This is a genomic window from Shewanella sp. FeAMO (assembly GCF_053653955.1).
Window position 1 is genome coordinate 466,685 of record NZ_CM132201.1, and the last position, 16,036, is coordinate 482,720.

7 protein-coding genes, 3 tRNA genes and 7 rRNA genes are annotated in these 16,036 nt (G+C 50.4%); 10 read left to right on the forward strand and 7 right to left on the reverse strand.

Features of this window, described 5'->3' with window-relative positions:
• Nucleotides 1–229 precede the first annotated feature (229 nt).
• The 7 genes from ACWAU4_RS02185 (at nt 230) to rrf (ACWAU4_RS02215) (ending at nt 5,912) form a co-directional block, all read left to right on the forward strand.
• Nucleotides 230–1,774: ribosomal RNA gene (locus ACWAU4_RS02185) — 16S ribosomal RNA — on the forward strand.
• Nucleotides 1,775–1,839: 65 nt separating this feature from the next.
• Nucleotides 1,840–1,916 (forward strand) — tRNA-Ile (locus tag ACWAU4_RS02190).
• Between the two features lie 233 nt (nt 1,917–2,149).
• Nucleotides 2,150–2,225, forward strand: a tRNA-Ala gene (locus ACWAU4_RS02195).
• A gap of 295 nt (nt 2,226–2,520) precedes the next feature.
• Nucleotides 2,521–5,413 (forward strand): 23S ribosomal RNA (locus tag ACWAU4_RS02200).
• Between the two features lie 101 nt (nt 5,414–5,514).
• Nucleotides 5,515–5,630 (forward strand): 5S ribosomal RNA (rrf, locus tag ACWAU4_RS02205).
• Between the two features lie 50 nt (nt 5,631–5,680).
• Nucleotides 5,681–5,756, forward strand: a tRNA-Thr gene (locus ACWAU4_RS02210).
• A 40-nt stretch (nt 5,757–5,796) separates the two neighbouring features.
• Nucleotides 5,797–5,912: ribosomal RNA gene (rrf, locus tag ACWAU4_RS02215) — 5S ribosomal RNA — on the forward strand.
• A 159-nt stretch (nt 5,913–6,071) separates the two neighbouring features.
• Here rrf (ACWAU4_RS02215) and ACWAU4_RS02220 read toward each other — a convergent pair.
• Together ACWAU4_RS02220 and ACWAU4_RS02225 are read right to left on the reverse strand one after the other, a co-directional pair.
• Entirely contained in the window at nt 6,072–6,590 is a 519-nt protein-coding gene (locus ACWAU4_RS02220; protein WP_037437727.1) for an IS630 family transposase, read from the reverse strand.
• 101 nt (nt 6,591–6,691) lie between these two features.
• Nucleotides 6,692–6,910: a helix-turn-helix domain-containing protein gene (locus tag ACWAU4_RS02225; RefSeq protein ID WP_051472875.1), complete on the reverse strand. Its 219-nt coding sequence runs from the start codon at nt 6,908–6,910 to the stop codon at nt 6,692–6,694.
• An 855-nt stretch (nt 6,911–7,765) separates the two neighbouring features.
• On the opposite strand from ACWAU4_RS02225, the gene ACWAU4_RS02230 reads away from it, so the two are divergent.
• From ACWAU4_RS02230 to rrf (ACWAU4_RS02240), 3 genes are all read left to right on the forward strand, one after another.
• Nucleotides 7,766–9,310, forward strand: a 16S ribosomal RNA gene (locus ACWAU4_RS02230).
• Nucleotides 9,311–9,598: 288 nt separating this feature from the next.
• Nucleotides 9,599–12,491, forward strand: a 23S ribosomal RNA gene (locus tag ACWAU4_RS02235).
• Nucleotides 12,492–12,592: 101 nt separating this feature from the next.
• Nucleotides 12,593–12,708: ribosomal RNA gene (gene rrf, locus ACWAU4_RS02240) — 5S ribosomal RNA — on the forward strand.
• Together the 16S, 23S and 5S rRNA genes with 3 tRNA genes alongside form the textbook arrangement of a ribosomal RNA operon.
• A 371-nt stretch (nt 12,709–13,079) precedes the next feature.
• Here rrf (ACWAU4_RS02240) and mutT read toward each other — a convergent pair.
• Genes mutT through ACWAU4_RS02265 form a run of 5 tightly spaced genes read right to left on the reverse strand, consistent with a single transcriptional unit; the run spans nt 13,080 to nt 15,998 of the window.
• Nucleotides 13,080–13,478, reverse strand: a complete 399-nt coding sequence (gene mutT, locus ACWAU4_RS02245; protein WP_025012058.1) for an 8-oxo-dGTP diphosphatase MutT — start codon at nt 13,476–13,478, stop codon at nt 13,080–13,082.
• The gene (yacG, locus tag ACWAU4_RS02250; RefSeq protein WP_025886789.1) at nt 13,478–13,690 is read right to left on the reverse strand and encodes a DNA gyrase inhibitor YacG; all 213 of its coding nucleotides are present in this window, start codon (nt 13,688–13,690) and stop codon (nt 13,478–13,480) included. The genes mutT and yacG overlap by 1 nt, the downstream gene beginning before the upstream one ends.
• A gap of 44 nt (nt 13,691–13,734) precedes the next feature.
• Entirely contained in the window at nt 13,735–14,475 is a 741-nt protein-coding gene (gene zapD / locus ACWAU4_RS02255) for a cell division protein ZapD (RefSeq protein WP_028779562.1), read from the reverse strand.
• Nucleotides 14,472–15,083, reverse strand: a complete 612-nt coding sequence (coaE, locus tag ACWAU4_RS02260) for a dephospho-CoA kinase (RefSeq protein WP_025012056.1) — start codon at nt 15,081–15,083, stop codon at nt 14,472–14,474. Before coaE ends, zapD begins: the two co-directional genes overlap by 4 nt.
• Nucleotides 15,084–15,998 carry a prepilin peptidase gene (locus ACWAU4_RS02265; protein WP_190534336.1) on the reverse strand — a complete coding sequence of 305 codons (915 nt, stop codon included), beginning with the start codon at nt 15,996–15,998 and terminating at the stop codon, nt 15,084–15,086.
• Nucleotides 15,999–16,036 lie beyond the last annotated feature (38 nt).

The following is a 16,036-nucleotide window of genomic DNA, read 5'->3' on the forward strand; positions in this document are numbered from 1 at the left end:
CACTCGCTCGAAACCAGATGAAAAAGGGCTTGACGCTGAAAAAGGGATGTGTAGAATACGCAGCCCTGACCCGATGAGAATCATCGCGGTCCTGCTCTTTAACAATCTATCAAGCAATCTGTGTGGACACTCACAGGCATTGAGAAATCGACAAAACGATTTAACTCGATGAAGAGTGTTCATACGAACAGAATTCATTGAGTCGATTCTTCGGAATCAACCAAAACTTTAATTGAAGAGTTTGATCATGGCTCAGATTGAACGCTGGCGGCAGGCCTAACACATGCAAGTCGAGCGGTAACATTTCAAAAGCTTGCTTTTGAAGATGACGAGCGGCGGACGGGTGAGTAATGCCTGGGAATTTGCCCATTTGTGGGGGATAACAGTTGGAAACGACTGCTAATACCGCATACGCCCTACGGGGGAAAGCAGGGGACCTTCGGGCCTTGCGCTGATGGATAAGCCCAGGTGGGATTAGCTAGTAGGTGAGGTAAAGGCTCACCTAGGCGACGATCCCTAGCTGGTCTGAGAGGATGATCAGCCACACTGGGACTGAGACACGGCCCAGACTCCTACGGGAGGCAGCAGTGGGGAATATTGCACAATGGGGGAAACCCTGATGCAGCCATGCCGCGTGTGTGAAGAAGGCCTTCGGGTTGTAAAGCACTTTCAGCGAGGAGGAAAGGGTGTAAGTTAATACCTTACATCTGTGACGTTACTCGCAGAAGAAGCACCGGCTAACTCCGTGCCAGCAGCCGCGGTAATACGGAGGGTGCGAGCGTTAATCGGAATTACTGGGCGTAAAGCGTGCGCAGGCGGTTTGTTAAGCGAGATGTGAAAGCCCCGGGCTCAACCTGGGAACCGCATTTCGAACTGGCAAACTAGAGTCTTGTAGAGGGGGGTAGAATTCCAGGTGTAGCGGTGAAATGCGTAGAGATCTGGAGGAATACCGGTGGCGAAGGCGGCCCCCTGGACAAAGACTGACGCTCAGGCACGAAAGCGTGGGGAGCAAACAGGATTAGATACCCTGGTAGTCCACGCCGTAAACGATGTCTACTCGGAGTTTGGTGTCTTGAACACTGGGCTCTCAAGCTAACGCATTAAGTAGACCGCCTGGGGAGTACGGCCGCAAGGTTAAAACTCAAATGAATTGACGGGGGCCCGCACAAGCGGTGGAGCATGTGGTTTAATTCGATGCAACGCGAAGAACCTTACCTACTCTTGACATCCACAGAATCTGGTAGAGATACCTCAGTGCCTTCGGGAACTGTGAGACAGGTGCTGCATGGCTGTCGTCAGCTCGTGTTGTGAAATGTTGGGTTAAGTCCCGCAACGAGCGCAACCCCTATCCTTACTTGCCAGCGGGTCATGCCGGGAACTTTAGGGAGACTGCCGGTGATAAACCGGAGGAAGGTGGGGACGACGTCAAGTCATCATGGCCCTTACGAGTAGGGCTACACACGTGCTACAATGGTCAGTACAGAGGGTTGCGAAGCCGCGAGGTGGAGCTAATCCCATAAAGCTGGTCGTAGTCCGGATTGGAGTCTGCAACTCGACTCCATGAAGTCGGAATCGCTAGTAATCGTGGATCAGAATGCCACGGTGAATACGTTCCCGGGCCTTGTACACACCGCCCGTCACACCATGGGAGTGGGCTGCACCAGAAGTAGATAGCTTAACCTTCGGGAGGGCGTTTACCACGGTGTGGTTCATGACTGGGGTGAAGTCGTAACAAGGTAGCCCTAGGGGAACCTGGGGCTGGATCACCTCCTTACCTAAGCGATAATTGGTGCTTTTGAGTGTTCACACAGATTGCTTGATAAAAGAAGTAGAGCATGGGGGTCTGTAGCTCAGGTGGTTAGAGCGTTCGCCTGATAAGCGAGAGGTCGGTAGTTCGAGTCTACTCAGACCCACCAATTCTTCCGCTATTCTGCGTTAAACAGGTCGTCGTTTACTCCAGTAAACTTCCTCCCTGTTTGCCTTGACTGGTGTCGAAGAAGTGAACAGGTCAATGTTCAAGACTGTTTGCGAGAGATTTTTATTGAGTTCGAGGCAGCCGAGCGATGAGTGAAGGAGTTTAGTTAACTAAATGACTGAGCGAAGAGGCGAAGGCTAACAACGAAATCGGTAAAAAGAACCGCAAAGAAACGGGGCTATAGCTCAGCTGGGAGAGCGCCTGCCTTGCACGCAGGAGGTCTGCGGTTCGATCCCGCATAGCTCCACCACTTCCCTTGGAAGTGCTGGAACCGTCACTCTACAAAGGACGAGAGACGCCAAAGATAAGTCAGTATTTATCTTTGGCTTTTTTAAGCCCGCTCTTTAACAATTTGGAAAGCTGATAGTAGACATCAAGACCACTCTTAGGAGTAGGAATTGATGCATACAAATTGAGTTCTCAAACACTTCAATCAAGTGTTTTGGAAATTCTTCAAGGCGAGTCCACTTCCTTAACCCGGAGGTGAGACAAGTAAACCTAAGCTGGTTGCAATACAGTCCGATGAAAACTCATCCGGGTTGTATGGTTAAGCGACCAAGCGTATACGGTGGATGCCTTGGCAGTCAGAGGCGATGAAGGACGTAGTAACTTGCGAAAAGCGTTGGTGAGCTAGTAACAAGCATTTGAGCCAGCGATGTCCGAATGGGGAAACCCGGCAGCATAAGCTGTCATCACTAAGTGAATACATAGCTTAGTGAGGCGAACGAGGGGAACTGAAACATCTAAGTACCCTTAGGAAAAGAAATCAACCGAGATTCCCCAAGTAGCGGCGAGCGAACGGGGATTAGCCCTTAAGTCTTTGGGGTGTTAGTGGAATGTGTTGGAAAGCACAGCGGCACAGGGTGATAGCCCCGTACATGTAAACTAACCAGAGATGAAATCGAGTAAGGCGGCACACGTGATATGTTGTCTGAATATGGGGGGACCATCCTCCAAGGCTAAATACTCCTGACTGACCGATAGTGAACCAGTACCGTGAGGGAAAGGCGAAAAGAACCCCTGTGAGGGGAGTGAAATAGAACCTGAAACCGTATACGTACAAGCAGTGGAAGCGGTTCTTGAGACCGTGACTGCGTACCTTTTGTATAATGGGTCAGCGACTTACATTTAGTAGCGAGGTTAAGCGAATAGCGGAGCCGTAGGGAAACCGAGTGTTAACTGCGCGTATAGTTGCTAGGTGTAGACCCGAAACCCGGTGATCTAGCCATGGGCAGGTTGAAGGTTGAGTAACATCAACTGGAGGACCGAACCGACTAATGTTGAAAAATTAGCGGATGACTTGTGGCTGGGGGTGAAAGGCCAATCAAACCGGGAGATATCTGGTTCTCCTCGAAAGCTATTTAGGTAGCGCCTCGGACGAACACCTTTGGGGGTAGAGCACTGTTAAGGCTAGGGGGTCATCCCGACTTACCAACCCTTTGCAAACTCCGAATACCAAAGAGTGCTATCCGGGAGACAGACGGCGGGTGCTAACGTCCGTCGTCAAAAGGGAAACAACCCAGACCGTCAGCTAAGGTCCCAAAGTAATTGCTAAGTGGGAAACGATGTGGGAAGGCTTAGACAGCTAGGATGTTGGCTTAGAAGCAGCCATCATTTAAAGAAAGCGTAATAGCTCACTAGTCGAGTCGGCCTGCGCGGAAGATGTAACGGGGCTAAGCAATTCACCGAAGCTACGGGTACTGATGCTTGCATCAGTGCGGTAGAGGAGCGTTCTGTAAGCCGTTGAAGGCGAAGGGGTAACCCACGCTGGAGGTATCAGAAGTGCGAATGCTGACATGAGTAACGATAAAGGGGGTGAAAAACCCCCTCGCCGAAAGACCAAGGGTTCCTGTCCAACGTTAATCGGGGCAGGGTGAGTCGACCCCTAAGGCGAGGCTGAAAGGCGTAGTCGATGGGAAACGGGTTAATATTCCCGTACTTCTGCTAACTGCGATGGAGAGACGGAGAAGGCTAGGCCGGCGCGGCGTTGGTTGTCCGCGTTTAAGGTAGTAGGTGGTGTGCTTAGGCAAATCCGGGCACACATACACTGAGAGCTGACGACGAGTCCCTACGGGGATGAAGTGGTTGATGCCATGCTTCCAGGAAAATCTTCTAAGCTTCAGGTTAGCAGGAATCGTACCCCAAACCGACACAGGTGGTCGGGTAGAGAATACCAAGGCGCTTGAGAGAACTCGGCTGAAGGAACTAGGCAAAATGGTACCGTAACTTCGGGAGAAGGTACGCTCCTGTTGGTGATGAGACTTGCTCTCTGAGCTGACGGGAGTCGCAGATACCAGGTGGCTGCAACTGTTTATCAAAAACACAGCACTGTGCAAAATCGCAAGATGACGTATACGGTGTGACGCCTGCCCGGTGCCGGAAGGTTAATTGATTGGGTTATCTTCGGAGAAGCTCATGATCGAAGCCCCGGTAAACGGCGGCCGTAACTATAACGGTCCTAAGGTAGCGAAATTCCTTGTCGGGTAAGTTCCGACCTGCACGAATGGCGTAATGATGGCCACGCTGTCTCCAGCCGAGACTCAGTGAAGTTGAAATTGCGGTGAAGATGCCGTATACCCGCGGCTAGACGGAAAGACCCCGTGAACCTTTACTATAGCTTGGCACTGAACATTGACCCTACATGTGTAGGATAGGTGGGAGACTATGAAGATGAGACGCCAGTCTTGTTGGAGTCAACCTTGAAATACCACCCTTGTAGTGTTGATGTTCTAACCTGGGCCCCTAATCGGGGTTAGGGACAGTGCCTGGTGGGTAGTTTGACTGGGGCGGTCTCCTCCCAAAGAGTAACGGAGGAGCACGAAGGTTGGCTAAGTACGGTCGGACATCGTACGGTTAGTGTAATGGCATAAGCCAGCTTAACTGCGAGACAGACACGTCGAGCAGGTGCGAAAGCAGGTCATAGTGATCCGGTGGTTCTGAATGGAAGGGCCATCGCTCAACGGATAAAAGGTACTCCGGGGATAACAGGCTGATACCGCCCAAGAGTTCATATCGACGGCGGTGTTTGGCACCTCGATGTCGGCTCATCACATCCTGGGGCTGAAGTCGGTCCCAAGGGTATGGCTGTTCGCCATTTAAAGTGGTACGCGAGCTGGGTTCAGAACGTCGTGAGACAGTTCGGTCCCTATCTGCCGTGGGCGTTGGATGATTGAGGGGAGCTGCTCCTAGTACGAGAGGACCGGAGTGGACGAACCGCTGGTGTTCGGGTTGTCATGCCAATGGCATTGCCCGGTAGCTACGTTCGGAATCGATAACCGCTGAAAGCATCTAAGCGGGAAGCGAGCCCCAAGATGAGTCATCCCTAGGGCCTAGAGCCCTCTGAAGAGCCGTTCGAGACCAGGACGTTGATAGGCAGGGTGTGTAAGCGTTGCGAGGCGTTGAGCTAACCTGTACTAATGACTCGAGAGGCTTAACCATACAACCCAGATGGGTTTTACGGACTTGAAGAAGTTAGATACTTGATTGAAGTTTGAACTCAAGCTCTGAAAAGAGCACAGCTTTCCAGATTACCAAATATGTCTGGTGACAATAGCATTGTGGTCCCACCTGATCCCATCCCGAACTCAGAAGTGAAACGCAATCGCGCCGATGGTAGTGTGGGGTCTCCCCATGTGAGAGTAGGTCATCGCCAGACGCCCAATTTCTGATTTTTACTTTAGATAAAGTGAAATCAAAGTTGAATTCGCTGATATGGCTCAGTCGGTAGAGCGCATCCTTGGTAAGGATGAGGTCCCCAGTTCGATTCTGGGTATCAGCACCATATTCAGCTGCTAGGCACTAAATAGCAGCAACAAAATTTGTCTGGTGACAATAGCATTGTGGTCCCACCTGATCCCATCCCGAACTCAGAAGTGAAACGCAATCGCGCCGATGGTAGTGTGGGGTCTCCCCATGTGAGAGTAGGTCATCGCCAGACGCCCAATAAACGATGGATCCCCAGCACTTTGTGTTGGGGATTTTTCGTTTTAATTGCATTTTGAAATGTCCACTCTCACATGGGGAAGATAAAGAGTCCGAACGCAGTGAGCTTGCTCGAAGCTGGCCATCGCCAGACGGCTAATGCCAATTTGATTAATTATCTTGTTAGATTCATCCAGTCTCTGAAGCACAAAGATTTAACCCGACCGGTATCCTCAATGAAGGTATTCCAGGCTCGGGATACTTGGTCAACAATTTGCTCGTAGCAATCGAATACTCGGTTGGAAAGACAGTGTTGTCTGAGCCATTGCCAAACTTGCTCCATCGGGTTCAGCTCTGGAGAATAGGCGGGTAACTTAATCAAAGTGAGATTTGAGAAAGGCATTGCCGTATCCATAGTATGCCAGCCTGCGCCATCAACGATGACCACTGCATGCCGGTCGCTCTCGGTTGCCAACGATATCAATTCAAGGTGAAGCATCATGGCATCTTTGTTGACCAAGGGCGTAATCAATGCTTCCGTTTTACCGCTACTTGGGCACACTGCCCCAAACAGATACCCATAATCAAATTGCTGCTGTTCGACGACACGGGGACGGCTACCCCGTTTTGCCCAAAGTCTTGTCGTTTGGTTTTGTTGACCAAATCTGGCTTCGTCTTGGAACCACACATCCACACGCTCAGTGGAAGATGACCCGGGATGAGACTGAAATCAAGCGCATGGAGTAAGCGGTACACATTGGCCAAGCTATAGCTCACATGCAGGTCGTTACAGATTTAAACTCTGATATCTTCAGCTATTAAGCGTCCACCGTCCTGCTTGATAGCATTCTTCTCGATAAACTTTTTAAGTTGCTCTAATTGATGAGGAGAGAGTTGATTGGGTCGTCCGGATTTAGGTTTATCAAGCAAACCATCGCGTCCATCAGCCAGGTAATTTGCGACCCAAGCATTAACACTGGTGCGACTCACACCGAGCAGGGCTGTTAATGACATAGTTGTCCGTGCGTATTCTTGATAAATGCAGTCGCCGCAACTGAGCTAATGAATATCCTTTTAGTTTGCCTTTGCAGAGTGGTAGGCATTAATCGTTTATCTCTAGCTATTCACCAATGCTCTAAGTTTCCCCAGGCTGCAAGCAGAGCAATGTGGTTTGTCAGTAGGCGTAGTTATTTATCATCGGCTGTATGAACATGTCGGGTATTCAGAGTCGATGAGCCGCGCAGCTAAAGTTTGGGATTCTGGCTTCGAGGCTATGAACTTGGGCACAACCCTGTACTGGATGAGAAAACATTTTAGTAATTATGCAGAATCTCGATTATTTCTGACTGGTTTCATGACTAATAAGGTGTAATGCATGAGTTGAATCTTTCCCCTAAGTACGACTACCAGAATTGTTTATACAAATAGGTTTGTGGATAAGTCTGTGGTTAATTGGTAGGTAAGCTGTGTAGTTGAACGGGGTTTCTACAGTCGACCAATAAATTGAGTTTTTCTTTTAAAAAGCCCTTGCACAAAAGTTTTGGCTCCCTATAATGCGCTCCCACTGACACGGCACAGCGGCAACGCGAACGACGTGACAGGGTCGAAGAAAAACGGCTCTCGAGTCCTTTCAACGACAGGCGAAAAAAGATGGTAATTACCTCTTGACGCCGCAGCAGGAAAGCGTAGAATACGCAGCCCTGACCCGATGGCCACAGCGCCTAAGGGGTTGCTCTTTAACAAGATAAACAAGCAAATCTGTGTGGACACTCACAGGCATTGAGAAATCGACAAAACGATTTAACTCGATGAAGAGTGTTCATACGAACAGAATTCATTGAGTCGATTCTTCGGAATCAACCAAAACTTTAATTGAAGAGTTTGATCATGGCTCAGATTGAACGCTGGCGGCAGGCCTAACACATGCAAGTCGAGCGGTAACATTTCAAAAGCTTGCTTTTGAAGATGACGAGCGGCGGACGGGTGAGTAATGCCTGGGAATTTGCCCATTTGTGGGGGATAACAGTTGGAAACGACTGCTAATACCGCATACGCCCTACGGGGGAAAGCAGGGGACCTTCGGGCCTTGCGCTGATGGATAAGCCCAGGTGGGATTAGCTAGTAGGTGAGGTAAAGGCTCACCTAGGCGACGATCCCTAGCTGGTCTGAGAGGATGATCAGCCACACTGGGACTGAGACACGGCCCAGACTCCTACGGGAGGCAGCAGTGGGGAATATTGCACAATGGGGGAAACCCTGATGCAGCCATGCCGCGTGTGTGAAGAAGGCCTTCGGGTTGTAAAGCACTTTCAGCGAGGAGGAAAGGGTGTAAGTTAATACCTTACATCTGTGACGTTACTCGCAGAAGAAGCACCGGCTAACTCCGTGCCAGCAGCCGCGGTAATACGGAGGGTGCGAGCGTTAATCGGAATTACTGGGCGTAAAGCGTGCGCAGGCGGTTTGTTAAGCGAGATGTGAAAGCCCCGGGCTCAACCTGGGAACCGCATTTCGAACTGGCAAACTAGAGTCTTGTAGAGGGGGGTAGAATTCCAGGTGTAGCGGTGAAATGCGTAGAGATCTGGAGGAATACCGGTGGCGAAGGCGGCCCCCTGGACAAAGACTGACGCTCAGGCACGAAAGCGTGGGGAGCAAACAGGATTAGATACCCTGGTAGTCCACGCCGTAAACGATGTCTACTCGGAGTTTGGTGTCTTGAACACTGGGCTCTCAAGCTAACGCATTAAGTAGACCGCCTGGGGAGTACGGCCGCAAGGTTAAAACTCAAATGAATTGACGGGGGCCCGCACAAGCGGTGGAGCATGTGGTTTAATTCGATGCAACGCGAAGAACCTTACCTACTCTTGACATCCACAGAATCTGGTAGAGATACCTCAGTGCCTTCGGGAACTGTGAGACAGGTGCTGCATGGCTGTCGTCAGCTCGTGTTGTGAAATGTTGGGTTAAGTCCCGCAACGAGCGCAACCCCTATCCTTACTTGCCAGCGGGTCATGCCGGGAACTTTAGGGAGACTGCCGGTGATAAACCGGAGGAAGGTGGGGACGACGTCAAGTCATCATGGCCCTTACGAGTAGGGCTACACACGTGCTACAATGGTCAGTACAGAGGGTTGCGAAGCCGCGAGGTGGAGCTAATCCCATAAAGCTGGTCGTAGTCCGGATTGGAGTCTGCAACTCGACTCCATGAAGTCGGAATCGCTAGTAATCGTGGATCAGAATGCCACGGTGAATACGTTCCCGGGCCTTGTACACACCGCCCGTCACACCATGGGAGTGGGCTGCACCAGAAGTAGATAGCTTAACCTTCGGGAGGGCGTTTACCACGGTGTGGTTCATGACTGGGGTGAAGTCGTAACAAGGTAGCCCTAGGGGAACCTGGGGCTGGATCACCTCCTTACCTAAGCGATAATTGGTGTTTGTTGAGTGTTCACACAGATTGCTTGTTCATAGAGCAGGCCGTTGACCCTGGTAGGTCAATGAGTTCTTTAACAATTTGGAAAGCTGATAGTAGACATCAAAACCTCTCTTCGGAGTGGAATTGATGCATACAAATTGAGTTCTCAAACACTTCAATCAAGTGTTTTGGAAATTCTTCAAGGCGAGTCCACTTCCTTAACCCGGAGGTGAGACAAGTAAACCTAAGCTGGTTGCAATACAGTCCGATGAAAACTCATCCGGGTTGTATGGTTAAGCGACCAAGCGTATACGGTGGATGCCTTGGCAGTCAGAGGCGATGAAGGACGTAGTAACTTGCGAAAAGCGTTGGTGAGCCAGTAACAAGCATTTGAGCCAGCGATGTCCGAATGGGGAAACCCGGCACCATAAGGTGTCATCACTAAGTGAATACATAGCTTAGTGAGGCGAACGAGGGGAACTGAAACATCTAAGTACCCTTAGGAAAAGAAATCAACCGAGATTCCCCAAGTAGCGGCGAGCGAACGGGGATTAGCCCTTAAGTCTTTGGGGTGTTAGTGGAATGTGTTGGAAAGCACAGCGGCACAGGGTGATAGCCCCGTACATGTAAACTAACCAGAGATGAAATCGAGTAAGGCGGCACACGTGATATGTTGTCTGAATATGGGGGGACCATCCTCCAAGGCTAAATACTCCTGACTGACCGATAGTGAACCAGTACCGTGAGGGAAAGGCGAAAAGAACCCCTGTGAGGGGAGTGAAATAGAACCTGAAACCGTATACGTACAAGCAGTGGAAGCGGTTCTTGAGACCGTGACTGCGTACCTTTTGTATAATGGGTCAGCGACTTACATTTAGTAGCGAGGTTAAGCGAATAGCGGAGCCGTAGGGAAACCGAGTGTTAACTGCGCGTATAGTTGCTAGGTGTAGACCCGAAACCCGGTGATCTAGCCATGGGCAGGTTGAAGGTTGAGTAACATCAACTGGAGGACCGAACCGACTAATGTTGAAAAATTAGCGGATGACTTGTGGCTGGGGGTGAAAGGCCAATCAAACCGGGAGATATCTGGTTCTCCTCGAAAGCTATTTAGGTAGCGCCTCGGACGAACACCTTTGGGGGTAGAGCACTGTTAAGGCTAGGGGGTCATCCCGACTTACCAACCCTTTGCAAACTCCGAATACCAAAGAGTGCTATCCGGGAGACAGACGGCGGGTGCTAACGTCCGTCGTCAAAAGGGAAACAACCCAGACCGTCAGCTAAGGTCCCAAAGTAATTGCTAAGTGGGAAACGATGTGGGAAGGCTTAGACAGCTAGGATGTTGGCTTAGAAGCAGCCATCATTTAAAGAAAGCGTAATAGCTCACTAGTCGAGTCGGCCTGCGCGGAAGATGTAACGGGGCTAAGCAATTCACCGAAGCTACGGGTACTGATGCTTGCATCAGTGCGGTAGAGGAGCGTTCTGTAAGCCGTTGAAGGCGAAGGGGTAACCCACGCTGGAGGTATCAGAAGTGCGAATGCTGACATGAGTAACGATAAAGGGGGTGAAAAACCCCCTCGCCGAAAGACCAAGGGTTCCTGTCCAACGTTAATCGGGGCAGGGTGAGTCGACCCCTAAGGCGAGGCTGAAAGGCGTAGTCGATGGGAAACGGGTTAATATTCCCGTACTTCTGCTAACTGCGATGGAGAGACGGAGAAGGCTAGGCCGGCGCGGCGTTGGTTGTCCGCGTTTAAGGTAGTAGGTGGTGTGCTTAGGCAAATCCGGGCACACATACACTGAGAGCTGACGACGAGTCCCTACGGGGATGAAGTGGTTGATGCCATGCTTCCAGGAAAATCTTCTAAGCTTCAGGTTAGCAGGAATCGTACCCCAAACCGACACAGGTGGTCGGGTAGAGAATACCAAGGCGCTTGAGAGAACTCGGCTGAAGGAACTAGGCAAAATGGTACCGTAACTTCGGGAGAAGGTACGCTCCTGTTGGTGATGAGACTTGCTCTCTGAGCTGACGGGAGTCGCAGATACCAGGTGGCTGCAACTGTTTATCAAAAACACAGCACTGTGCAAAATCGCAAGATGACGTATACGGTGTGACGCCTGCCCGGTGCCGGAAGGTTAATTGATTGGGTTATCTTCGGAGAAGCTCATGATCGAAGCCCCGGTAAACGGCGGCCGTAACTATAACGGTCCTAAGGTAGCGAAATTCCTTGTCGGGTAAGTTCCGACCTGCACGAATGGCGTAATGATGGCCACGCTGTCTCCAGCCGAGACTCAGTGAAGTTGAAATTGCGGTGAAGATGCCGTATACCCGCGGCTAGACGGAAAGACCCCGTGAACCTTTACTATAGCTTGGCACTGAACATTGACCCTACATGTGTAGGATAGGTGGGAGACTATGAAGATGAGACGCCAGTCTTGTTGGAGTCAACCTTGAAATACCACCCTTGTAGTGTTGATGTTCTAACCTGGGCCCCTAATCGGGGTTAGGGACAGTGCCTGGTGGGTAGTTTGACTGGGGCGGTCTCCTCCCAAAGAGTAACGGAGGAGCACGAAGGTTGGCTAAGTACGGTCGGACATCGTACGGTTAGTGTAATGGCATAAGCCAGCTTAACTGCGAGACAGACACGTCGAGCAGGTGCGAAAGCAGGTCATAGTGATCCGGTGGTTCTGAATGGAAGGGCCATCGCTCAACGGATAAAAGGTACTCCGGGGATAACAGGCTGATACCGCCCAAGAGTTCATATCGACGGCGGTGTTTGGCACCTCGATGTCGGCTCATCACATCCTGGGGCTGAAGTCGGTCCCAAGGGTATGGCTGTTCGCCATTTAAAGTGGTACGCGAGCTGGGTTCAGAACGTCGTGAGACAGTTCGGTCCCTATCTGCCGTGGGCGTTGGATGATTGAGGGGAGCTGCTCCTAGTACGAGAGGACCGGAGTGGACGAACCGCTGGTGTTCGGGTTGTCATGCCAATGGCATTGCCCGGTAGCTACGTTCGGAATCGATAACCGCTGAAAGCATCTAAGCGGGAAGCGAGCCCCAAGATGAGTCATCCCTAGGGCCTGGAGCCCTCTGAAGAGCCGTTCGAGACCAGGACGTTGATAGGCAGGGTGTGTAAGCGTTGCGAGGCGTTGAGCTAACCTGTACTAATGACTCGAGAGGCTTAACCATACAACCCAGATGGGTTTTACGGACTTGAAGAAGTTAGATACTTGATTGAAGTTTGAACTCAAGCTCTGAAAAGAGCACAGCTTTCCAGATTACCAAATATGTCTGGTGACAATAGCATTGTGGTCCCACCTGATCCCATCCCGAACTCAGAAGTGAAACGCAATCGCGCCGATGGTAGTGTGGGGTCTCCCCATGTGAGAGTAGGTCATCGCCAGACGCCTAACAAACAAAAAAGCCCTAGCATTTAGCTAGGGCTTTTTTGTTTGTCTCGCTTCCAGCGAGCACGACTTAACATGCAGCCCAAAGCTGCTGGCGCAGTGTGTGCCCCTCAGCTCGCAGCCAAGCTGCTTCGCGCTACAGCCATCTATCAAGCTGTGCTTGATGAGCAGATGTCTTTCGCCCCCATGTGAGATGGTGCTGTGGAGATATTGAGAATAGGCGGGTAGCTTAATCAAAGTGAGATTTGAGAAAGGTATTATCGTATCCATAGTATGCCAACCTGTGCCATCAACGATGAGGGGATTTGGGACATCTGAATCTGAAAGATAGGGATAACAAGAAAGCCAGCTTAGGCGGCTGGCTTAGGGGTTAGTTTGAAAACTCTGTAAGGATTTTATCAAGAATCGGTTGGTTGGCATCCGGGAAAGTATATTCCTGGAGTTTATCCAAGTGCACCCATTCGACTTCCTGTCCTTCTACGCCATAGGCATTGCCACTGAATTCAGTGACCAGGTGAATATCCAGTAACACTTGCTTATCTGGATAGTCATAAGACAACAGCATAAAAGGGGTAGAGGCGGCTATGTTAAGCCCGACTTCTTCTGCCAGTTCTCTGGCTAAGGCTTGGGTGACGGTTTCGCCGGTTTCGACTTTACCTCCTGGAAATTCCCATTTTCCTCCCTGGTGCAGATGCCCATGACGCTTGGCCAATAGGATCTGCTCGCCGGATTTAATGATACCGACCGCTACATGTACTCTTTTTGTCATTACTGATCCTTGAAGAAATTACCTTCATCGTAGCCCAGTTCATCCAGCAGTTGTTCATCAAACTCTGGCTTGACCGGGATGGCATGTTTTTCCGAGGCCCAATCACCGAGATCGATGAGTTTACAGCGCTCGCTACAGAAGGGCTTGAATTTGGATTCGGGGGCCCATTCCACCTCTTTTTGACAGGTGGGGCACTTAACAGTGATAGGCATTTTTGTGTCTCTTGGGCTAACTGATGGCGCCCATGGTAAAGAGTTTAGCCGCAGGTCGCCAGTAGGAATTTGACGGTTTTGTCGGAATGCTTTTGTTGTTCGAACTGCACAAAATGAATGGCAAAGCGGTTTCTGTGACCACTAATGGTAGGGTAGCAGCCTTGCTCTGCATCCAGCTTGACTCTGACCAGCGACAAGCTTTGTTGGCTGTCGCCTTGGTAAAAGCCGGCATGGGCTACAGCATCACGATATTCACAGCTCATACGGGTAAGCTGCAACAGCAGACTGATGGGCTGTAGTAGGCTGCTGAAGTGACTGGTCCATTGGAGGTACTCCTGACAGCGTTCTTCCCAAGGCTTGGCCAGCCAAAAGTGCAGTTGTGGCAGATCGAAGTTACAGCAAGCACCAGGCATGCTGAATCTTTGTCTGAGCGCCGATATGAATCTGTCTTGCTTAAGCTGACTGCCGGGGCGCTGTGGACGTTGCAGTTCTTCTCTGGCATGGGAGAATTGCTCGAGATAGTACTGGAGTTGCTGCTGGTCTACATCGTCCTGCTGTTGCCAGCTTTGCAGTTGGATTAATTGGCGGTCGATATCTTTGATGACTTCGCTGCGGTAATCACAGCGTTCGGTGAGTTCACAGAGGGAGAATAGTGGGTAGAAGCATCTATGTTGATGATCTTGCTGGAGGTTATTGTCCAATTGACGGGCGAGATATTCCAGACGCAAATAGCTGCGGATCTTTTCATTTAACGGCTGTTCGAATATCAGTTCTGTCGTGTTCATGGGTGTATAGGATCTGCCAGCTGTAAGTATTTATTATGCAGCGCCAGTACTTGAGCTTGTAGCGCGGTGATTTCTCCCTGATTGTCAATCACATCATCAGCCTTGTTGAGTCGGCTATTGCGGTCGCTCTGGCTATTGATAATGTTTTGAACCTGTTCCTTAGACACCTTGTCCCGTTCAATAGTTCGCTGTAACTGTAATTTTGGTGAAATATCTACCACCAGAGTGCGATTCACCAGTTTATCCAGGCCATTCTCAAAAAGCAGAGGCACCACCATGATGACATAAGGGGAGTTTGCCGCCTTAACCTGTGCCAACATGCGAGAACGTATCATGGGATGCAACAGGGCATTGAGCCATTCCCTGTCTTCCGGATGATGAAATATCTGTTCCCTCAGCGCCGCTCTATTCAGATTGCCTTCGGGTGTCAGCATCTGAGGGCCAAATTTATCGCCAATTTGCCTGAGGCCATCTGAGTCTTTGGCGACCACCTCCCTGGCAATGATATCGGCATCGACCAAGACGATTCCCTGTTCGGCAAACAGATTGGCGACCGTAGTTTTGCCGCTGCCGATACCGCCGGTGAGCCCTACAATAAATTCGGCCATTTAGAGTGTTCCCAAATACCAGTCGACAATCTGTTGTCCCCACACCAAAGCGACCCAACCTGCGATAGCAATATAAGGGCCAAAGGGGATAGGGTTACCCCGATTAAGGTTCTTGAACAGAATAAGTAAAATGCCTACTAGGGCACCGACCAGAGAAGAGAGCAGAATAATTAGAGGTAGCATCTGCCAGCCAAGCCAGGCGCCAAACAATGCCATCAGCTTGAAATCGCCATAGCCCATGCCTTCCTTGCCGGTGAGCAGTTTAAATAGCCAGTAGACCGACCAGAGGCTTAAATAGCCGGCAGCGGCCCCTATGGTGGCATCGGTCAGATTAGTAAAGGTGCCCGAGATATTAACCAGTAAACCAAGCCACAGTAGCGGCAGGGTAATCTGATCCGGCAGCAGCATTTCATCCAAATCTATCCCGCTGAGGGCTATCAATCCAAAGGTGAGAATAGCGGCGTAAACAAACTGCAGTGTCGGGCCAAAATACCAACCGAGAGTACTGATAAGCAGGGCGGTCAGCAGCTCAAATATCGGGTATCTCGCTGAAATAGCTGTGTTGCAGGAGGCGCATTTACCGCCAAGCAACAAATAGCCGATTATGGGGAGGTTGTGCCAGGGTTTGATATGGGCGCCACACTTGGGGCAGGCAGACTTCGGCAGTAACAGATTGTATTTGGCCGGGTAGTTATCTATCGGTGCATTAAGCTTGGCTTCACCCAGCTGTTTGGCGAATTCGGGTTGATATTCCTGCAGGTATTGATTGCATTCCTGCTGCCATTCGCGCTTCATCATTACCGGCAGGCGGTGAATTACCACATTGAGAAAGCTACCTATTACTGAGGCAAACAAAAAACAGAGAACAAGAAAGAGCCACTGGTTGTGGCTCAATACGTCAATAAATTCTGACATGTGATATTAAGCGACCCTAAAAACAGTTAAGTGTTGGT